Annotated in this window: 14 protein-coding genes and 4 pseudogenes; 6 read left to right on the plus strand and 12 right to left on the minus strand. The window is 64.1% G+C overall.

Annotation, left to right across the window (positions count from 1 at the left end):
- Positions 1-219: 219 nt before the first annotated feature.
- Positions 220-2,478: pseudogene (locus ACSKB9_RS25755) on the minus strand (PBP1A family penicillin-binding protein).
- A gap of 244 nt (positions 2,479-2,722) precedes the next feature.
- Here ACSKB9_RS25755 and ACSKB9_RS25760 point away from each other — a divergent pair.
- On the plus strand, positions 2,723-3,148 hold the full coding sequence (locus ACSKB9_RS25760) for a DUF1330 domain-containing protein (RefSeq protein ID WP_016845520.1): 426 nt from the start codon (positions 2,723-2,725) through the stop codon (positions 3,146-3,148).
- A 219-nt stretch (positions 3,149-3,367) separates the two neighbouring features.
- Here ACSKB9_RS25760 and ACSKB9_RS25765 read toward each other — a convergent pair whose 3' ends face one another.
- From ACSKB9_RS25765 to ACSKB9_RS25775, 3 genes are all read right to left on the minus strand, one after another.
- Positions 3,368-4,594, minus strand: a complete 1,227-nt coding sequence (locus ACSKB9_RS25765) for an ABC transporter substrate-binding protein (RefSeq protein WP_018269220.1) — start codon at positions 4,592-4,594, stop codon at positions 3,368-3,370.
- 404 nt (positions 4,595-4,998) lie between these two features.
- On the minus strand, positions 4,999-6,219 hold the full coding sequence (locus ACSKB9_RS25770; RefSeq protein ID WP_076824752.1) for an ABC transporter substrate-binding protein: 1,221 nt from the start codon (positions 6,217-6,219) through the stop codon (positions 4,999-5,001).
- 203 nt (positions 6,220-6,422) lie between these two features.
- The gene (locus ACSKB9_RS25775) at positions 6,423-6,785 is read right to left on the minus strand and encodes a DUF1304 domain-containing protein (protein WP_083714868.1); all 363 of its coding nucleotides are present in this window, start codon (positions 6,783-6,785) and stop codon (positions 6,423-6,425) included.
- Positions 6,786-6,976: 191 nt separating this feature from the next.
- On the opposite strand from ACSKB9_RS25775, the gene ACSKB9_RS25780 reads away from it, so the two are divergent.
- Positions 6,977-7,501: a methylated-DNA--[protein]-cysteine S-methyltransferase gene (locus ACSKB9_RS25780; protein WP_438076612.1), complete on the plus strand. Its 525-nt coding sequence runs from the start codon at positions 6,977-6,979 to the stop codon at positions 7,499-7,501.
- Positions 7,502-7,867: 366 nt separating this feature from the next.
- Here ACSKB9_RS25780 and ACSKB9_RS25785 read toward each other — a convergent pair whose 3' ends face one another.
- The 6 genes and pseudogenes from ACSKB9_RS25785 to ACSKB9_RS25810 all read right to left on the minus strand — a co-directional run.
- On the minus strand, positions 7,868-8,176 hold the full coding sequence (locus ACSKB9_RS25785; RefSeq protein ID WP_438076614.1) for a hypothetical protein: 309 nt from the start codon (positions 8,174-8,176) through the stop codon (positions 7,868-7,870).
- Positions 8,177-8,213: 37 nt separating this feature from the next.
- Positions 8,214-8,588, minus strand: coding sequence for a response regulator transcription factor (locus tag ACSKB9_RS25790; RefSeq protein WP_438080398.1), 375 nt, complete (start codon positions 8,586-8,588; stop codon positions 8,214-8,216).
- A 102-nt stretch (positions 8,589-8,690) separates the two neighbouring features.
- Positions 8,691-9,365, minus strand: a complete 675-nt coding sequence (locus ACSKB9_RS25795) for a response regulator transcription factor (RefSeq protein ID WP_057015399.1) — start codon at positions 9,363-9,365, stop codon at positions 8,691-8,693.
- Complete coding sequence (locus tag ACSKB9_RS25800; protein WP_438076616.1) at positions 9,359-9,583, minus strand: ATP-binding protein; 225 nt, start codon at positions 9,581-9,583, stop codon at positions 9,359-9,361. The genes ACSKB9_RS25795 and ACSKB9_RS25800 overlap by 7 nt, the downstream gene beginning before the upstream one ends.
- A gap of 16 nt (positions 9,584-9,599) precedes the next feature.
- The gene (locus tag ACSKB9_RS25805; protein WP_438076618.1) at positions 9,600-10,700 is read right to left on the minus strand and encodes a PAS domain-containing sensor histidine kinase; all 1,101 of its coding nucleotides are present in this window, start codon (positions 10,698-10,700) and stop codon (positions 9,600-9,602) included.
- Between the two features lie 79 nt (positions 10,701-10,779).
- A pseudogene (locus ACSKB9_RS25810) lies at positions 10,780-11,112 on the minus strand (PAS domain-containing sensor histidine kinase); the annotation flags it as partial.
- Between the two features lie 368 nt (positions 11,113-11,480).
- Between ACSKB9_RS25810 and ACSKB9_RS25815 the strand changes: the two are divergent.
- Complete coding sequence (locus ACSKB9_RS25815; protein ID WP_438076620.1) at positions 11,481-11,747, plus strand: hypothetical protein; 267 nt, start codon at positions 11,481-11,483, stop codon at positions 11,745-11,747.
- Between the two features lie 696 nt (positions 11,748-12,443).
- Here the strand turns inward: ACSKB9_RS25815 and ACSKB9_RS25820 are convergent.
- Positions 12,444-13,079: a hypothetical protein gene (locus tag ACSKB9_RS25820; protein WP_438076622.1), complete on the minus strand. Its 636-nt coding sequence runs from the start codon at positions 13,077-13,079 to the stop codon at positions 12,444-12,446.
- A 60-nt stretch (positions 13,080-13,139) separates the two neighbouring features.
- Here ACSKB9_RS25820 and ACSKB9_RS25825 point away from each other — a divergent pair.
- Positions 13,140-13,283: pseudogene (locus ACSKB9_RS25825) on the plus strand (HlyD family secretion protein); the annotation flags it as partial.
- Between the two features lie 202 nt (positions 13,284-13,485).
- A pseudogene (locus tag ACSKB9_RS25830) lies at positions 13,486-15,431 on the plus strand (glycosyltransferase).
- Positions 15,432-15,676: 245 nt separating this feature from the next.
- Here ACSKB9_RS25830 and ACSKB9_RS25835 read toward each other — a convergent pair.
- Positions 15,677-18,469, minus strand: coding sequence for a [protein-PII] uridylyltransferase (locus ACSKB9_RS25835; RefSeq protein WP_225647051.1), 2,793 nt, complete (start codon positions 18,467-18,469; stop codon positions 15,677-15,679).
- A gap of 198 nt (positions 18,470-18,667) precedes the next feature.
- On the opposite strand from ACSKB9_RS25835, the gene ACSKB9_RS25840 reads away from it, so the two are divergent.
- Positions 18,668-19,642 (plus strand): aliphatic sulfonate ABC transporter substrate-binding protein, encoded by a 975-nt coding sequence (locus ACSKB9_RS25840; RefSeq protein ID WP_438076624.1) that lies wholly within the window; start codon positions 18,668-18,670, stop codon positions 19,640-19,642.
- Positions 19,643-19,833: the final 191 nt, after the last annotated feature.

Genomic DNA, 19,833 nt, shown 5'->3' on the forward strand with positions numbered 1-19,833 from the left:
GCGCCGGCTCTTCACCTTGTCATGCGCAGGCTCGACACGCGCATCCATCGAACAAAGAAGCTCTTTCTGGATGGATTGCCGGGTCAAGCCCGGCATGACGGCAGTTGGTTAGCTCCTGTAGGACGGGCAGAGCGAAGCGAAACCCATCAATTGATGTCGCGGTACGAAGCTGATGGGTTTCGCTGCGCTCTACACTGCTACGCACCAGCTATCGACCGCCTACCGAAACAACCGATCCGCCAGCCAGCCGTCCAGTCCAGCCGCCGCCTCGGGCCGCGCGTTCGGGTTGGGTGGGGCCGAGGCGCGGGCCGGCGTCGGCGGGGGCGCGCGATAATAGCCGCCACCGGATGGTACCGGCGCCGGCGGTTGCGATGCCTGCATCGGTGGTTGAATCTGCATCGGTCCCGCCGGCGCTGACGGCGCGGTGACCTGCGACGAGATCTGCATCAGGTTCGCCGGCCCCCAGCTGCCTTGCGAGTTCGGGATCGCGGCGACCGGCACGCCCTGATGCGCCGCCTTCATGAAGCGGGTCCACACTTCCACCGGCAGGCCGCCGCCGGTCGCCTTCTTGGTCGGTGAATTGTCGTCATTGCCGAGCCAGACGCCGGTGACGAGCTTGGCAGTGTAGCCGATGAACCAGGCGTCGCGATAATCCTGGCTGGTGCCGGTCTTGCCGGCAGCGGTCCAGCCCGGGATCTCCGCCTTGCGCGCGGTGCCCGAGATCAGCGTCTCGCGCATCATGCTGTTCATCATCGAATCGTAGCGCGGCTCGATCACCTGGTTGGGCGGATCGGTCGGACGGTCATAGAGCAGCTTGCCCGAACTGGTCTTGATCTTGGTCACCACATGCGGCGAGATGGCGTAGCCGCCATTGGCGAACGGCGCATAGGCGCCGACCAGCTCGATCACGGAGACTTCCGAGGTGCCGAGCGCGATCGAGACGTTGGACTCCAGCTTGGAGGAGATGCCGAGCCGGTGCGCGGTGCGCACCACGTTCTTGGCGCCGACCTCGACGCCGAGCCGCACCGCGACCGTGTTCAGCGACATCGCCAGGGCCTGGGTCAATGTCACCGAGCCGAAATATTCGTGGGTGTAGTTCTCCGGCTTCCAGCCCTTGATGTCGAGCGGCGCGTCGGTGCGGATGGTATCCGGCGTCAGCCCTGCTTCGACCGCGGTGAGATAGACGAACGGCTTGAACGCCGAGCCCGGCTGCCGCTTCGCGGTGACCGCGCGATTGTACTGGCTCTCCGAGTAGTTCCGGCCGCCGACCATGGCGCGCACCGCGCCGTCCGGCGTCATCGCCACCAGCGCGCCCTGGCTGACATTGAACTTCACGCTTTTGGCGGCGAGCTCATCGATGATGGCGGCTTCGGCGACATCTGCAGCTTCGGATCGATCGTGGTCTGCACCACGACGTCCTGGTCGATCTGGCCGACCAGATCGTCGAGCACTTCGCCGATCCAGTCGGCGACATCAGTTCACGGTGCCGGCGCCGCCGGCTTCACCGCAATCGAGGGCTGGCCGATCGAGGCCTTGGCCTGCGCCTCGGTGATGAACTTGGCGTCGGCCATCGCCGCCAGCACGACCTGCGCGCGCTGCTCGGCGCCTTCAGGGTTGCGGTTTCGGCGCCAGCCGCGACGGCGACTTGACGAGGCCGGCCAGCATCGCGGCTTCCGGCAGCGTCACGTTCTTCGCCGACTTGCCGAAATAGCGCTGCGCGGCGGCCTCGACGCCATAGGCGCCGGACCCGAAATAGACCCGGTTGAGGTAGAGCTCGAGGATCTCGTTCTTGGAATGCTTGCGCTCCAGCCAGAGCGCAAGCTCGGCTTCCTGCAGCTTGCGCTGCATGGTGCGCTCCTGGGTCAGGAACAGGTTCTTGGCGAGCTGCTGGGTCAGCGTCGAGCCGCCCTGCGAGACGCCGCGGTGCAGGAGGTTGGTCACCGCCGCGCGCAGGATGCCAACCGGGTCGACGCCGTAATGCGAATAGAAGCGGCGGTCCTCGATCGCGATGAAGGCCTTCGGCAGATAGGGCGGCAGATCCTTCAACGCGATATTGGCGCCGGCCATTTCGCCGCGCTGCGCCAGCACGCTGCCGTCGATGCCGACGATCTGGATCGTCGGCGGACGCTTGGGAATCTCCAGCGACTGGATCGGCGGCAGATGCGCGCCGACCCACACCACGACACCGATCACCGCAATGCCGGCCCACAGGCCGAGCACCGCGGTCCAATAGAACAGGCGGCCGATGCCAAAGCCCCGCGACTTGCTGCGCCGCTTGCTGCCGCTGCGCGACGGGCGCGGTTTCTCGCTACCGGAATCGCTGCTCTTGTCGCTGATCTTGGGTTTGGATTTGGCGGGCTTGTCGTCGCCGCCGCCGGGAATGCGATCGGACGGCGACAGCCGAAGGTCGGCAAGCGCGGCCGGAAGCCCGAACAGCGGCTCCTTGCGCGCACCGCCTTTTTTCCGTCCCCACGCCATCCGCAACGCTCACACCCTGACAGGGACGCACGCTAGCGTTCCCGGTTTAAGGGGCGGTTACGCAAAGCTTAACGGGGCATTAGGAGGTGAGGCAGCGCGTGCTACATAAGGAGCATGATCAGGAAAAGGGGGCACCGGTTTTCCCTCGCGACAAACGCGGAGCGTTTGCGCGGAGATCATGCTCAAACAGGGAAGAGCGCGATCGAGCGATCGCGCTAGGGAACAAGAAACGAAGGAGCGCCGCATGGGCCATATCGATCCGACCAAGGACGTCTTCGCGCAATTCCGGGACAACAACCGGCCGGGCCCGATCCACATGCTCAACCTGGTACGCTTGCGCGAATGGGCCGCCTATCCCGACGGTCGCAAGGCCACCGGCGCGGAGGCTTATGCGGCCTATGGCCGCGAGAGCGGGCCGGTGTTCGAACGGCTCGGCGGCCGCATCGTCTGGCAAGGCCGCTTCGAGCTGATGCTGATCGGTCCGCAGGAGGAGCGCTGGGATCACTGCTTCATCGCGGAATATCCAAGCGTCGCCGCCTTCGTCGAGATGATCCGCGACCCCGTCTATCGCGAGGCCGTGAAGCACCGCCAGGCCGCGGTGGACGATTCCCGCCTGATCCGCCATGCGGTGCTGCCGGTCGGCAAGAATTTCGGCGAGATTCCGAAGTAGGCGCGTAAAATCGATGGGTCGCAGCGATCTCCATCCCCGTCATGCTGAGGTGCGAGCGGAGCGAGCCTCGAAGCATGCGCGGCCCCGCTGGTGGCCGTCGACCCTTCGAGACGCGCTTCGCGCTCCTCAGGGTGACGGGGATGGATAGGGCGAGTGTTCCCAAGCAAAATCGGCGGCCCGGAGGCCGCCGATTGCGTTTCAAACCTGTGCGAACCGACACTAGCCCGCCGGGCCGGCGTCCTCGAGGATCGGGCCGAACAGCTCCCAGCGCTCGCCGTTGAAGCGCATCATCTGCAGCTGCTTGTTGACGCGATAGTCGTTCGGCGCGGTGTTGCCCTTGATGCCGGGCAGCGCCATGTCGAGCTCGACATTCTTCAGGTTGGTCGCCTGCTTCAGCACGTTGTCGCGGGTCAGGTCGTCGCCGCACTGCTTCAGCACATGCACCATCAACTGGGCGGTCGAGTAGCCATAGGTGTTGAAGTTCGAGTTCTTGTCGCCGTCGGGATAGTACTTGGCCATGAAGTCGAAATAGCGCTTCATGCCCGGATCGTCCTTCCACTGCGGATCGGCCGGATCCTTGCCGTAATTGGTGCTGATCAGGCCCTTGGAGGCTTCCAGGCCCGCCGGCTGCAGCACGGCGCCGACCGAGGTCGCGTTGATGTCGACGATGTGGATCGGGTGCCAGCCGAGTTCGGCGATCTTCTTGATCGCCTGCGCCGCCTGCTTCGGGGTCGAGGCCGAGAAGAACAGGTCGGCGCCGGCATCCTTGATCTTGATCACCTGGGAATCGATGGTCGGGTCGGAGACCTCGTAGGAGGCTTCGGCCACGATCATCTTGGCGGCCTTGTCGCCGAGGCCGGCCTTGATGCCGTTCAGATAATCCTTGCCGAGGTCGTCGTTCTGATAGAGCACGCCGATCTTGGCGTTGGGATGCTCCTTCAGGATGTACTGGCCGTAGATGCGGCCTTCGACGAAGTAGTTCGGGTTGAAGCCGAGCGTCCAGGGGAAGTTCTTCGGGTCGGTGAACTTCGAGGCGCCGGTGGCGGCAAACAGCTGCGGCACCTTCTTCGCGTTGAGATATTTCTGCACGGCGGCGTTCGACGGCGTGCCGACGATCTGGAAGGTCAAGAGCACCTCGTCGCTCTCGACGAGCTTGCGCACCTGCTCGACGGCCTTCGGCGGCGAATAGGCGTCGTCATACTGGATCAGGTTGATCTTGCGGCCGTTGATGCCGCCCTGATCGTTGATCATCTTGAAGTAGGCCGCCTGGGTCTTGCCGATCGAGGCGTAGGCGGAGGCCGGTCCGGAGAAGGGGACGGTCTGGCCGATCTTGATCTCGGTGTCGCTCGCGCCCGGATCGTACTTCTTCTGCGCAAAGGCCGACGTTGCTGACAGCGCGATCGCGAGCGCCGTTCCCGTGACCAGGTGGAAAATCCCGTTCCTCATAATGCTGTTTCCCTCACGTGACTGATGGTTGGCCGATGATCTTGTCCGCGGGTTCAAGGTCCCGCGGTCGCCATCGCTGGGCCGGGATACTGGAGGAACCGTTATTGCAACGCAAGACGAGCGCTGCCGAAAAGGTGAGCGATTTCAGTCAACCAAAGTAGGGGGCGGTGCGAAAAGCCGGGTGGAGCGGCGCGAAGGTTGGGGCCCGCTTTACCTCGCCCCGCCTGCGGGGAGAGGTCGCATCGCATCGAAGATGCGATGCGGGTGAGGGGGAGTCTCCGCGGGCGCAGCTAATGCAGCGGTGCGCGGAAGCAGCCCCTCACCCCGACCCTCTAAGAGCGAGCTTCGCTCGTCTCGACCCCGTAAGGACGGGGAGAGGGAGTGGTGTCTCGTCCCGACCGCGGCTAGCCCGCCGGTCCGGTGTCCTCGATGATCGGGCCGAACAGCTCCCAGCGCTCGCCGTTGAACTTCATCATCTGCATCTGCTTGTTGATGCGGTAGTCGTTCGGTCCCGTCGTGATCGACATGCCCGGCAGCGCGAGGCTCGGCACGAACTTCTTCAGGCTGGTCACCTGCTTCATCAGGTTCTCGCGGGTGAGGTCGTCGCCGCACTGCTTGAGCACCTGGATCAGCAGCTCGGCCGTCGAGTAGCCGTAGGTGTTGACGGTGTTGAGCTTGTCGCCTTCCGGATAATACTTGTCCATGAACGCGAAATAGGCCTTCACGCCGGGGTCGTCCTTCCATTGCGGGTCGGCGGGATCCTTGCCGTAATTGGTCGAGATGATGCCCTTGGAGATGTCGAGACCGGCCGGCTTCAGCGTCGCCGACACCGGGCTCGCATTGATGTCGAGGATGTGCACCGGGTTCCAGTTGAGATCGGCGATCTTGCGGATCGCTTGCGCGGCGAATTTCGGCGTCGAGGCGTCATAGACCAGATCGACGCCGGCGGCCTTCAGCTTCACGATCTGGGAATCGACCGTCGGGTCGGTCAGCTCGTAGGACACCTCGGTGACGATCATGCTGGCGGCCTTGTCGCCGAGCCCGCTCTTCAGGCCGGTGATGTAGTCGCGGCCGAGATCGTCGTTCTGGTAGAAGATGCCGATCTTGGCGTTCGGGTGATTGGCCAGGATGTATTTGGCGTAGATGCGCCCCTCGGACTGGTAGTTCGGGTTGAACGCGATCGTCCACGGCGCGTTCTGCGGGTCGGAGAAGCGCGAGGCGCCGGTGGAGGCGAGCAGCTGCGGCACCTTCCTGGCATTCAGATATTTCTGCACGGCGGCATTTGACGGCGTGCCGATGATCTGGAACGTGAACAGCACCTCGTCGCCCTCGACAAGCTTGCGCACCTGCTCGACCGCTTTCGGCGGCGAATAAGCGTCGTCATACTGGATCAGGTTCAGCTTGCGGCCGTTGATGCCGCCCTGATCGTTGATCATCTTCATGTAGGCCGCCTGGGTCTTGCCGATGCCGGCATAGGCGGATGCGGGGCCGGAGAACGGCACGGTCTGGCCGATCTTGATCTCGGTGTCGGTCGCGCCGATGTCGTATTTCTTCTGCGCGGTGGCCGATGTAACCGACAACGCGATCGCAAGCGCCGTCGCAGCGAGCAATTGCACGCTTCTCATGTCCGTGACCTCCCTGTTGCCGGTGATCTTGTCCGCGAGCTCAGGCCGGCGGATGTCACCGTTGCACGGGATGATGGAGGAACGGCTGGGCCATTGCAAGACGATGCACCCTGCGCGCGATGTCGCGTTTGAGCATGATCCGGAAAACTGTGAAGCGGTTTCCGAGCGGATCATGCTCAAGAAAACAAAAGCGCGCCCGCGCGTTAGGCCAGCCAGAGCTGGATCAGCGCCAACGCAGCGGGAGCCGCCTGCACATAAAGAATGCGGCGGCTGACGGTGGCGGCGCCATAGGCACCGGCGACGATCACGCAGAGCAGGAAGAATGTCTTGATCTGGAACGCGAAGGCCGGATTGCCATGTACGAGGCCCCAGATCAGTCCGGCGGCGAGGAAGCCGTTATAGAGCCCCTGATTGGCGGCGAGCACCGCAGAATCGTTTGCCTTCTCGATCGAGTTGCGAAACGTCTTCAGCCCGAGCGGCTTGGTCCAGAGAAACATCTCGAGCACAAGGAAATAGACGTGCAGCATGGCCACCACCGCGACCAGAACATTGCCAAGCAACAACATATTGCGGCCCCCAAAGCTTCGGTTCTGATTGAATCAGAATTGAAGCTCAAGATTTTCTTGTTTTGGCGCGTTTTCTTCACGCGAACCGGTCTCCGCTTCGCTCGAAAAACGCTCTTACCGGAATTCGGGTGGACGCTAGCATGCGGGCGGTGAATTGTATGCCGACCGATCTGCTTGCCCGAGATATGACAATGGCCGACCGCAGGACTGCACAGACCTTCAACCTCGACCGCCTCAAGACCCCGATCGGCACGGCGCTGCTGGTGACCGATGACGACGGCGTGCTGCGCGCGCTCGACTGGGACGACTATGAAGCGCGCATGCTCGACCTGCTGCGGCTGCATTATGGCGCGGTGACGCTGCGGGACGGCCACGCGCCGGCTGCGATGCGCAAGGCGCTCGGCGATTACTTCAAGGGCGATCTCGATCGTCTCACCGATGTCGAATGGCGCGTCGCCGGCACGCCGTTCCAGCAGAAGGTCTGGCACGCGCTGCCGAACATTCCGCACGGCACCACCATGAGCTACGGCGCGCTGGCGGCGAAACTGAACGCGCCGAATGCGATGCGCGCGGTCGGCCATGCCAACGGCTCCAACCCGATCAGCGTCGTCGTGCCATGTCATCGCCTGATCGGCGCCAACGGGTCGCTGGTCAAATATGGCGGTGGGCTGGAGCGCAAGCGCTGGCTGCTGCGCCACGAGGGCGTGGAGATATAGCGATCTACCCAAGCGCCCGAGACGTGCTCAATCGAGATCTTCGCTGGGCATGTTGCGCAGATCGCGCACGATATAGAGGAACACAACGAGCGAAGGCACCCACGCGAGTATCGCTCCGACCAGCATCGCGTCGACCGTTGTCATGTGAGACTCCCCTCGGCGTTGTTGGCCAACGTCGTCAGATCGGCTTTTTCGATGGAGCGTCGGTTCTGGGGAAGGGATACAGCCACTTCCAATAGGCCTTGTTGCGCTCCAGCTGCCGCTTGTGGATCTCGCGGCACTTCGTCGAGCAAAACTGCTCAAAATACCAATTATGCCGGATCAGCCCGAAAGGCCGCTTGCAGGCCGGATTTCCGCAACGAGCTGTCATGACGCTGCCTCCGCATTCGCGCGCCAAAGCCAGCGGATGAAGTCCTCCTGGCCTTTGTAGAAGCAGAGGCGTCCGCAGTAGCGTTCGCCCGCCGGATTTCGCAAACAGATGATCTTGGGGTCTTCGCTGTCACACTGGGCGCAGCGCGGTTCCGCACGCATGGCGACCTCCCTCCGAGGAATTGCCATTTGCCAATCAAAATGTCTGGTGCTGTCCTTGCCGTCGATCTTCCCGAAGGACGACGATGCGAAATCTCGCGCCGCCGCCGTCCATGCGCAACTTGTCCAGATGTTTTGTGGCATCATCCTTGCGTATAGCCGGCCCGGTGATGGCTGATCCAACTCACGCACCCGGCGCCGCGCTGCGCTGCGCGAGGGCGGTATCGAGGCATTTGATCAGGACGTCCCCGGCGCAGGGCTTGCTCAGAAAGCAGATCGCTCCAGCCTTCAGCGCCCGGACGCGATCGCTTTCGACCGAGAACGCCGTGACGAAAATGAACGGAAAGCGGTGTCCCCTGGCAATCAGGTGGCTCTGCAAGTCGAGCCCGCTCATGGCCGGCATCCTGACATCCGCGATCACACAGGATGTGTCATTCAGGCGGGGCGAGTGCAAAAATTCCTCGGCCGACGCGTAGGTCTCGACCGCGTAGCCTAGCGACCTGACGAGATTGTCGGTCGCGGTGCGAACCGACATGTCATCGTCGATGATTGATATCACTGGCGGGTTGGGCAAGGAGGTTTTCCCGGGCCGGAAGGGCCTCTGGCGTGTGCATCATGTGGGGACCACAGTGCGTCGCCAATCGGGGCCGGAGAATCATACTTAGGTTTGCGCGCCGCCGGCTGCCGGTCCGATCTGGAGCATCTGTGCCATCCTGACCAGATCGGGTAACGACTTTGCCGCCATTTTCCGCATGATGTGCCCGCGGTGTATCTTCACTGTGATCTCGGCCACACCGATTTCGGCGGCGACCTGCTTGTTCATCAACCCCGCCGTGACGAGCGTCATCACCTGGCGTTCACGCGGCGTCAGGGTCGCGAAGGCGGCGCGCAGGTTGGCAAGAACCTTGGCCTCATCGCGACGACTCCTGTCGCGCTCGATCGCCGTCGTGACGGCATCCAGCATGTCCTGATCGCGGAATGGCTTGGTCAGGAAGTCCACAGCGCCGGCCTTCATGGCCCTGACCGTCATCGGGATATCGCCGTGCCCGGTCATGAAGATGATCGGAATATCGATGCCCGCCTTCGCCAGCTCCCCCTGAAAGTCCAGCCCGCTCACCCGCGGTAACCTGATGTCGAGGATCAGGCAGCTCGGGACATCCGGAGGCTTGCGCTGCAGAAATTCATGGGCCGAGCCGAATGCTGCGGTCCGCAAGCCGACCGACCGGAACAGATTGCTCAGCGCGTCCCGCACGGATGCGTCGTCGTCGACGACGAAGACGACGGGATCCTCGGCGTTTGCCAGACCAGAAGGCGATGCCGCGCGCCCGGTCACCATGCATGATCCTCTTCGTGCAGTGGCAAGGTGAACTGGAACGTCGCGCCGGGGCCGATGTTTTCGGCCACGGACAGGCGGCCTCGGTGAGCTTCGATGATCGATCGGCAGATCGACAGCCCCATCCCCATGCCGCTGGCCTTGGTGGTGTAGAACGCGTCGAACAGCCGTTCGGCATTCTCGGTCGCGATTCCGACGCCGCAGTCGGTGACCGTGACCACGATCTGCCCGGCCTCGTCATGGCGCGTCCGGATTACGAGTTCCCGCGGCCGGTCCGTGACCGGCTGGCATGGCCTCGATACCATTGAGGACCAGGTTGAGGATGACCTGCTGCATCTGGATACGGTCGGCGACGACAGACGGGAGCGCGGGAGCGAGGTCGAGCTGCAAGGATACATGGTGACGCTGCAGTTCATGCTGCACCAGGACGATCACCTGGTTGATGACTTCATTGACGTCGAGCGGCGCCTTCTGATCGGTCGTCTTGTTCACCATCGCGCGGACGCGCTGGATGACCTCGCCCGCCCGGTTGCCGTCGCTGATGATCGACCTGACCGCGCCGCGAGCTTCGTTCAGATCGGGGGCCGCCCGGTTGAGCCACCGCAGGCATGCCGCGGCATTGGTGACCACGGCGGCAAGCGGCTGGTTCACTTCATGGGCGATCGATGCGGCGAGCTCGCCGAGCGCCGTCACGCGCGTGACGTGTGCGAGGTTGGTCTGCGCTTCGTGCAACTCCGCCTCGGCTCGCTTGCGGGCGGTAACGTCGGTGACCGCTCCGATGAATTCGGTGTCGCCCGAAAGGTTCGTCACCGCATGCGCCCTGGCGTGAACAAATTTGATCGCCCCATTGGGCATCAGCAATCGGTAGCCGTGCTCGAAGTCCTTGCCGTCGAGCGAGGCGCGGTCGATGGTCCGTTGCACGCGGGCGCGATCGTCCGGATGGACGCGCTGCAGGACCGTGGCATGTGTGATGGAAGGAGCCCTGTCGAATTCGAAGATCCTGAACGTCTCTTCCGACCAGATGATCTCGCCGCTGGCGACGTGCCAGCCGAAGCTGCCGGTGTGGCTCACTCGCTGGGCTTCGGTCAGGTACATTTCACTCTGCTGCAGCGCATTTTCGGCGTGCTTGCGCTCGGTGATGTCCTCGCATGCGATCAGCACGATCAGCTGATCGTCCAGCCGCCGCACCGCCTTGGCGTTTTCTCGAACCCAAATCCTTGAACCGTCCTTGCGGACCTTCCGGATTTCCCAATTGTGGGTCTGGCCGATGTTGTCGAGGCATGCCGCGACGTTGCGTTGGACCATATCCCGGTCTTCGGCGGCAAAGACCCGCAGCACCGATTGTCCAAGCAGTTCGTTCGACGGTGTAGCCGAGCTGCGCCGCGCCGAACGTGTTGACCGACAGCACGAGCCCCGTTGCGTCGACCATGAAGTACATGACCGGGTTGTGCTCGAATACCTCCTTCCATTGCGCTTCGCTGTTGCGCAGCGCCTCCATCGCGCGCTCCTCGCTGCTGGCTCGGCCGCGCAACATGGCTTCCATCCGCCTTTGCGAACGGCCAACCAGACGGATCATCAGCAATGCGGCGGTCAGCGACGCGACGAGCAGCGCCAGGGCAACCAGATGGGCGGAAGCTGCTGGCTGCGGACCTAGCAACAGCCCGATGCAGGTTGTTGCCAAGGCCAGCACCATGCCGCCGAGCAGCCATTGCTCGGCCGACCAGGACTTCGTGGTCGGGTCGCGGATCATCGGCAGCCCAGCACTTGGCCATCATCATGGGCCGCGCTGCGTCGCTAGGTGACTGCTACCATCAGCGGCGACAACGTCGCCCTCCCAATAGACTGTATATTAGCAGCTTTCTTGCCGCCCGGTCGGGATGACGCCGTCCTTTTTGGCGGTCCACACCCGTGGGATCGCGCAGAAAGCGAAGCCGTTGAGCGCGCTCAGGTCCAGGTTGCGACCTAAACTCAAGTACGAGTCGTCCCCACCGAATGTAACGGTCGGATCAACCTCCGTTCAATGGCCCGTTCCATCCCGGTGACTACGCTTATTGGGTAACTCGATGACGGTAGAGATTTCCGGGGTTCAGCAATCGCCAATCAGTGACGGAGATTGAAATGCCCAGCGCGCGCCTGCATCTGATCGTTTGCTCCGACGACGTCGACCACGAGGCAAGGCCTCAGAGACGCGATCGCAGCTTCCAGCCTTCCGTTATCGTTGCTGGCAGGCAAACAGCAAGCACGCTGACCGACAACCCGTGGATCGATCTGCTGGACGCATTCGATCTGGGCGTGGTGGTCTGTCAGGCCAGCTACCTGGCCTTGCTGGGAGCGAGCCTGGCGGCGCTGCAGCCGCAATTCGACGCGCCAGACTCAGGGCGGTAGCCGGCCCTGAATTCCAAGTCCGGCAGGCTGCCGGGACCGAAGCGCTGGCTGCTCACGCCTGGGTCGCGCAAGACGGGTCCGATCACAACCTCCGTGAGAGCCCGGAATCCATTCCCCGCCTAGCCCCGGCCCTGATGGATTCCGGGCTCAGTTCTGCAGACGCCCTCGGCTGCGCAATGGCGCACCGCAATGATGGGCGGAGCAGGTCGACGGCGCGGCTCCCGCGCCAGGCTCCCGACGGCGGCAAATTGCAGCAATTTTTTCGAAAGATGCCCGGTTCGCTTTAGCCGCTTTTGAAGCACCTGATTATTGGATCTGTCCGGCAACGGCATCGCTCTGCAGAGCTGTGCGTTGGTTCGCGCACTGACAGATCAGGGGCCGGTCATTATGAATCAGGCACAGCAGCACAAGCCGCTTCCCGAAGACAATAATTCCGTCACCAGGAATGAGGCCGACGGCGCACGGGGATTGCAGCGCGATCTGCAGGAACGGCTGCAGCCGGAGCATGACGAGCCGGCCAGCGATAGCGCTCCCCATCCCGAAGCGCCCGCAGGCTCAGGCCGGATGGTTCGCCGCCTGCTCAAGGTCGGCATTGGCCTTGCCATCGTCACCGTCTTCGGATGGCTGCCGCTCAGGGCTGTGTTGCAGACCTCGAGCGTGGAGGCCGTGGTCAACGCCAGGATCGTGACCTTGCGCTCACCGATCGACGGCACCGTGAGCGCGAAGCCGCAGAAATCCACGCAGCTCAGCGTGGTTCACGAGGGCGATGCGATCCTTCACGTCGTTAACGCACGCGGCGATCGCGCCCGGCTCGATGATCTCCGGCGACAGATGTCGCGGTTGGAAAATGAGCGCCCGAGTTCGGCCGCCAAGCTTGCGGCCGCCGAGACGGCGCAACAGGATCTTGCCCGCCAGGCCGGCCAGTTCCGTGACGGCCGCATCCTTCAGCTCGAGGCCCGGATCGCCGAAATCCAGACCGCGATCGAGGCCGCCGCCGCACGGCGGGAGGAGGCCGTGGCCGCCGTCGAGCGGGCGTCGTCGCTGATCAAGTCGGGCAGCGTGTTGACGGTCGAAATGGCCCGCCTGACGCGCGAGCAGGCGATCTCGCAGCAGACCGAAATCGGCGCTCGACGGCGTCTCGACGCCGCCAAGGTCGAGCTCACCGCCGCAAGGAATGGCACTTATCTCGGCGACAGCGACAATGACCGGCCGAGCTCCGTGCAGCGCGAAGAGGAGATGCGCCAGCGCGTCAGCGATCTGCGCGCCGATCTGGCGCATGCCGATGCCGAGATCGACTGGCTGACCCACGAGATCGCAGCCGAGCAGCTGCACTACGTCAACCGGGCGGAAGCCGACATCAAGGCGCCGGTCGGCGCGCGCATCTGGGAGATGATGACGTCGCCCGGCGAGGACGTCAGGGCCGGCCAGCCCTTGCTCAAGCTGCTCGATTGCAGCGGCGCGGTGGTCACGGCGAACGTCACCGAGAGCGTCTACAACGGACTGAAACTCGGCGAGCAGGCGAGCTTCGAGCCGAATGACGGCAGCGCCGCGCTGCAGGGCGAGATCGTCAATCTCACCGGCGCGTCGGGCGCGCCCGCGAACCTTGCGATCAATCCGGATGCGCTGAATAAGGAACCCATCGGGTCACGGTCTCGATGCCGGCGCTCGATACCACGGGCAAGGATTGCGCGGTCGGCCGCACCGGGCGCGTGGTGTTCAACGCGGACGTGGCAAAGTCATGATGGCGGCATTTGCGCCCGGGCTGGTCGCCTTCGGCGCCTGCCTTGCCATCCTGCCCCTGCTCCGCCGCGAGCAGACCCTGGCCCGCGTCATGATGACCGGCATGTCGTTCGTTCTGCTGGTCCACTATTTCGCGTGGCGGGTGACCCACACCTTGCCGCCTCCGGGCCTCACCGCCGACGCGCTGGTCGGCTATCCCTTCATGCTGGCCGAGGCGGCCTCGATGATCGCGGTGTGCCTGTCGCTGCTGTTCCTCAGCCGCACGATCGACCGCTCACCCGAGGTCAATTCGATCCTGCGCCGATCGAAGCTGCCCGCAAACGCGCCGCTCGTCGACGTCTTCATCTGCACCTACAACGAGGAGAAGGCGATCCTGGAGCGCACCATCATCGGCGCGACCGGGCTCAACTATCCCAATTACCGCGTCTGGGTGCTCGACGATGGGCGGCGGCTCTGGCTGCGCCGGCTCGCCCAGGAGCTCGGCTGCAACTATCTGGCCCGTCCGGACAACCGCCACGCCAAGGCCGGCAACATCAATCATGCGCTCCAGCACGTTTCCGGGCTGGCCGAGCGGCCGGAGTTCATCTCGATCCTCGACGCGGATTTCGTCCCGATGCCGGACTTCCTGACCCGGGCGATGAGCCTGATGCAGGACGGCAGCGTCGGCGTCGTGCAGACGCCGCAGCACTTCATCAACCCGGATCCGATCCAGACCAATCTTGCGGCGACCGATGTGTGGCCCGACGAGCAGCGCTTCTTCTTCGATATTTTGATGCCGGCCAAGGATGCCTGGACACGGCGTTCTGCTGCGGCACCTCATCGCTGATCCGCTTCTCCGGCCTGATGCAGATCGGCGGCTTCCCGACCGATTCGGTGACGGAGGATTACCTCGTCACACTGCGGCTGAAGGAGAAGGGACTGCGCACGGTCTATCTGAACGAGCGCCTGACCATCGGACTCGCGCCGGAGGGACTGAAGGAATACATCACGCAGCGCGGACGCTGGTGTCTCGGCTTCATGCAGATCTTCCGCGGCCGCAGCGGGCCGTTCTCGCGGCAATCGAAGCTCGCCTTCATGGACCGGCTGTCGCTGGTCGACGCCTTCATGAGCTGGGCGGCGGTCTACGGCACCAAGGTGTTCGGCCTGGTCGTGCCGTGGCTTTATCTGCTGTTCGGGATCAAGGCGGTCCATGCCGACCTGTTCGAGCTGCTAAAATATTTCCTGCCGTTCTATGTCTGGCACGCCTTCACGATGGCGTGGATTTCGCGCGGCCGCTCGCTCGCGATCATGACCGACGTGTCGCAATACATCGCGGCGCCCGCGGTGCTGAAGGCGGTCGTGACCGGCCTCGCCAGGCCGCAGGGCCACAAATTCAAGGTGACGGCCAAGGGCGGCGACCGCAACCGCCGCTTCATCGAATGGCCGCTGCTGCGGCTCTACGGTGCCGCCCTGCTGATCACGCTGTTTGCGATCGCCTACGCCTTCATCCTGCATCTGCGCGGCGAAAACATCGCCTATGGCGGGCTGGCGCTGGCCTGGAGCCTGTACAATTGCGTCGTGCTCGCGATCGTGTGCTTCATCTGCATCGAGCAGCCGCGGCGCCGCAAGGCCGAGCGGTTCGAACGCGACGAGCCGATCCTGATCCATCAGGACAGCGAGATGCGCTTGATCCGGATGGCCGACATCTCGATCTCGGGCGCGCGCTTCATCGATCCCGTCCCGCCTGCCATCGGTTCCTTGATCAAATGCAATGTCTACGGACAGAACGTCGCCGCGACCGTGGTCCGCCGCACCCGCGACGGCTTCGGCGTCCGCTTCGAGGACGCGGTGGCGACGCGGGTCAATGTCGTGCGCGCATTCTATGCCGGCGAATATGTCCGCGCTTTCCAAGGCGTGCGCGCGGCGCCGGTCGGCAAGGCGTTGCTGATGCGGCTGTTCGGCTGATTCGCCACGGGATTGGGGCTTCGCTCCTTCGGTGGAAACGGCTTTCGATCCCGTCATCCCCGCTAAAGGCTTCGCCTTTGTCGCTGGAGCAGCGCGGAACGCGCGTCTCGAAGGATCGACGGCCCGGTCGCTTCGGCGTACTCCCACTCTCTTGCGGAAAGAACGTGGCCGTCGATCCTTCGAGACGGCCGCTGCGCGGCCTCCTCAGGATGACGGATCTTGCATGCTCCGCCTACGCTTTCGATCTACGCCGCCGGCTTCGCCGCCTGGTCCTCGCTCGCCAGCAGATGCAGCAACGCGCTCTTGATCGCGGCCTGCCGGGTCGGCGCCGTGATCTGGGCGCCGAGCAGGTCGGTGACATAGAACACGTCGCGGGCGCGCTCGCCGAAGGTCGCGACATGCGCCGAGGCGATGTTGAGGTTGAGCTTCGAGATCGCGGTGGTGAGTTGGTAGAGCAGGCCGGGCCGGTCGAGGCCGGAGACCTCGATCACGGTGTAGCGGTCGGACCACTGGTTGTTGATGGTCACCTCGGGCTCGACGATGAACGGCCGCGCCTTGCTGCGGACGGTGCGCTTGGCGACCGCCTCGGGCAGCCGCAGCTTGCCTTCCAGCACGTGCTCGATCATCTCGCCGATTCTGGTGGCGCGGCGGCCCTCGTCCTCGTCGCGGTCGTATTCGCGTGAGATCGAGATGGTGTCGAGCGCGCGGCCGTCGGTCGTGGTGTAGATCTGGGCGTCGACGATGTTGGCGCCGGCCGACGCGCAGGCACCCGCGATGATCGACAGCAGCCAGGGATGGTCGGTCGCCAGGATCGTCAGCTCGGTGACGGCGCGGACCTCGTCGAAGCCGACATTGATCGCGAGCTTGTGGCCGGCCTGCTCGCTGGCGCGGATGAAGCGGGCCTGGCGGATCTTGCGCGCCAGCTCGACCTTGAGCCAGTAGGCGGGGTAGTGCCGGCCGATATAGGCGTTGAGCTCCGCCTCCGGCCATTCGGTGAAGGCGCGGCGGAATTCGGCTTGCGCCACCGCGATGCGCTGGGCGCGGTTGACCTCGGAGAAGCCGCCGGTCAGCACCGGTTCGGTCTCGTAATACAGCGTACGCAGCAGCTGCGCCTTCCAGCCGTTCCACACGCCCGGTCCGACGCCGCGGATGTCGGCGGTGGTCAGGATCGTGAGCAGCTTCATCTGCTCGACCGACTGCACCACGGCGGCGAAATTCTCGATGGTCTTGCGGTCCGACAGGTCGCGCGATTGCGCCACCGTCGACATCGTCAAATGCTCCTCGATCAGCCACGCCACCAGCTCGGTGTCGGCCGCCGAGAAGCCGAGCCGCGGGCACAGCCGCCGCGCCACCTTGGCGCCGGCGATCGAATGGTCTTCCGGCCGGCCCTTGGCGATGTCGTGCAGCAGCGTCGCGATATAGATCACCGGGCGGTGCTCGGGGCGGATCTTGCGGAACAGGTCGCTGGCGACCGTGAACTCCTCGTTGCCGCCGCGCTCGATGTCCTGCAGGAAGCCGATGCAGCGAAGCAGATGCTCGTCCACCGTGTAGTGGTGGTACATGTTGAACTGCATCATCGACACGATCTTGCCGAAGGCGCGGATGAAGTGGCCGAGCACGCCGGTCTCGTTCATCCGCCGCAGCACGATCTCCGCATTGTCGGAGGTCAGGATCTCCATGAACAGGCGGTTGGCTTCGTCGTTCTCGCGCAGCTGGGTGTTGATCAGCTTCAGCGAGCGCGTCACCGTGCGCATCGCATCGGGGTGGAAGGCGAGGTTGTTCTGCTGCGCGAGGCGGAAGATCCGGATCAGATTGACCGGATCGTGCTTGAACACGTCGGGTGCGGCGAGGTTGATGCGGTTGTTGTCCACGATGAAGTCGTCGCTGCCGTTAACCCGCCGCCGCTTGGTGCCGGGCCGCAGCCGCGCCACCATCCGGCTCAGCACCGGCGCCGGCTTGTTGTGCTCTTCCTCGAGCTTGGCGCACAGGATCGCCGTGAGGTCGCCGACGTCTTTCGCGATCAGGAAGTAGTGCTTCATGAAGCGCTCGACGTCCTGCATGCCGGGATGCGAGGTGTAGCCGAGGCGGACCGCGATTTCGCGCTGCATGTCGAACGACAGCCGCTCCTCGGCGCGTCCGGCGAAGAAGTGCAGATTGCAGCGCACCGACCACAGGAAGTCGGCGCAGCGGCGGAAGGTGCGGTATTCCTGCGCGTCGAACACGCCGCGTTCAAGCAGCTCGTCGGTCTCGCGCACGCGGTAGACGTATTTGGCGATCCAGAACAGCGTGTGCAGGTCGCGCAGGCCGCCCTTGCCGTCCTTGACGTTGGGCTCGACCAGATAGCGCGACTGGCCGGCGCGGCGATGCCGCTCCTCGCGCTCGGCGAGCTTTGCGGTGACGAATTCCGACGCGGTGCCCTGCACCACCTCCTTGTCGAAGCGCTCGACCAACTCGTCATAAAGCGGCTGGTCGCCGGTCAGGAAGCGCGTCTCCAGGATCGCGGTGCGGATCGTCATGTCGCCGCGCGCCTGACGGATCGATTCATCGACCGAGCGCGTGGCGTGGCCGACCTTCAGCCCCATGTCCCAGAGGCAATAGAGAATGGCTTCGGCGACCTGTTCGCCCCAGGCGGTCTGCTTGTAGGGCAGGATGAACAACAGATCGATGTCGGACTCCGGCGCCATCAGCCCGCGGCCATAGCCGCCGGTCGCGACCACGGCCATGCGTTCGGCGCCCGAGGGGATCGGCGAGTGATAGAGGTGGCGGGTCGCCGCCGCATAGAGGATGCGGATGATCTCGTCCTGCACGAAGCAGAGCCGTTCGGCGCAGCGCCGGCCGTGACGGTCCTTAAGCAGCAGCGCCTGCGCCGTAGCGCGCGCCGCGATCAGCTCGGCCTTGAGCAGCTGCGCCATCGCGGCGCGGAACTGGTCCTCGCGGCCGGCATGCCGTTCGGCAAGCGCATTCACCGCCGCGGTGATCCGCTCGGTCTCGAAACGATCATCCGCTTCAGGGCGGGCCTCGGCTACGACGCTGTCCATAGGTTCATCCGATATCGGACGGAGCCGTTGCTGTCACTGACCAAAGTATAACGACAGCAGCTCCATGCTCTCATGGCGGCGCTTCGAGCAAGATCGTTCTCGCGCCATCTCGTAAAGGGTAGAGATTTTCTCGTTGACCGCAAGGTTAACTCATTGAAATAAAAGATTGTTTCTTATTCTGATCGAGGGGGTCGACGAATGCAAAAATTTTCCCGGCGCACGTTCGCTGCGCTGCTCGCGGTCTCGACCTTGCTGCCCGGCGCGGCGCGCGCCGCCGACGCGCTGAAGGAGATCCGGATCGACTGGGCGACCTACAATCCGGTGTCGATGGTTCTGAAGCAGAAGGGCCTGCTGGAGAAGGAGTTCGCCAAGGACGGCATCAGTATTGTCTGGGTGCAGTCGGCCGGCTCCAACAAGGCGCTCGAATTCCTCAACGCCGGTTCGATCGATCTCGGCTCGACCGCGGGCTCGGCCGCGCTGGTCGCGAAGATCAACGGCAACCCGATCAAGTCGATCTATGTCTATTCGCGCCCCGAATGGACCGCCCTGGTCACAACCAAGGACTCCAGGATCGCGTCCGTCGCCGACCTCAAGGGCAAGCGCGTCGCGGTGACGCGTGGCACCGACCCGCACATCTTTCTGGTTCGCGCGCTGCTCGGCGCCGGCCTCACCGAAAAGGACATCACGCCGGTGCTGTTGCAGCACGCCGACGGCAAGACCGCGTTGATCCGCGGCGATGTCGACGCCTGGGCCGGTCTCGATCCGATGATGGCGCAGGCGGAGGTCGAGGACGGCGCAAAGCTGTTCTACCGCAAGGCGGAAGCCAACACCTGGGGCATCCTCAATGTGCGCGAGGAGTTTCTGAAGGCGCATCCGGATATCGTCCGCCGCGTGCTCGCGACGTACGAGGAAGCGCGGAGATATTCGCTGGCCAACTATGACGAGTTGAAGAAGACCTTCATCGCCGTCACCAAGCTGCCGGATGCCGTGGTCGACAAGCAGCTCAAGGAGCGCACCGAGCTGACCCACAGCCGGATCGGCGCCCCGCAGCGCGAATCGATCCTCGCGGCTGGCCTCGCGCTGCAGCAGGCCGGCGTGATCGACGCCAAGACCGACGTGAAGGCCGCGCTGGATTCCTTGGTCGACGATCAGGTCCCGCTGCCCACCAACTAACCGCTGTCGTTAAACTAACCGCCGTCGTCAAGCCAACCTCCGTCGTCCCGGGCAAGCGAAGCGCGACCCGGGACCCGTAACCACAGGGCTTTATTGTTGAACAAGGCTGTGGCCCCAGCTCGCTTGATTACCATGCCCTGTGGTTATGGGTCCCGGCCTTCGCAGGGACGACGTGGATGGAGTTGGACTGG

This window comes from Bradyrhizobium sp. BR 1433 (assembly GCF_051547665.1).
GTDB classification, from domain to species: Bacteria; Pseudomonadota; Alphaproteobacteria; order Rhizobiales; family Xanthobacteraceae; genus Bradyrhizobium; species Bradyrhizobium australafricanum.

Coding starts and splice junctions, on each gene's coding strand:
- ACSKB9_RS25765 (WP_018269220.1), bottom strand. CDS start 4,594: ATGAGGAACGGGATTTTCCACCTGGTCACGGGAACGGCGCTCGCGATC.
- ACSKB9_RS25780 (WP_438076612.1), top strand. CDS start 6,977: ATGGCCGACCGCAGGACTGCACAGACCTTCAACCTCGACCGCCTCAAG.
- ACSKB9_RS25815 (WP_438076620.1), top strand. CDS start 11,481: ATGCCCAGCGCGCGCCTGCATCTGATCGTTTGCTCCGACGACGTCGAC.
- ACSKB9_RS25760 (WP_016845520.1), top strand. CDS start 2,723: ATGGGCCATATCGATCCGACCAAGGACGTCTTCGCGCAATTCCGGGAC.
- ACSKB9_RS25840 (WP_438076624.1), top strand. CDS start 18,668: ATGCAAAAATTTTCCCGGCGCACGTTCGCTGCGCTGCTCGCGGTCTCG.
- ACSKB9_RS25795 (WP_057015399.1), bottom strand. CDS start 9,365: ATGGTGACCGGGCGCGCGGCATCGCCTTCTGGTCTGGCAAACGCCGAG.
- ACSKB9_RS25770 (WP_076824752.1), bottom strand. CDS start 6,219: ATGAGAAGCGTGCAATTGCTCGCTGCGACGGCGCTTGCGATCGCGTTG.
- ACSKB9_RS25775 (WP_083714868.1), bottom strand. CDS start 6,785: ATGTTGTTGCTTGGCAATGTTCTGGTCGCGGTGGTGGCCATGCTGCAC.
- ACSKB9_RS25785 (WP_438076614.1), bottom strand. CDS start 8,176: ATGATGCCACAAAACATCTGGACAAGTTGCGCATGGACGGCGGCGGCG.
- ACSKB9_RS25835 (WP_225647051.1), bottom strand. CDS start 18,469: ATGGACAGCGTCGTAGCCGAGGCCCGCCCTGAAGCGGATGATCGTTTC.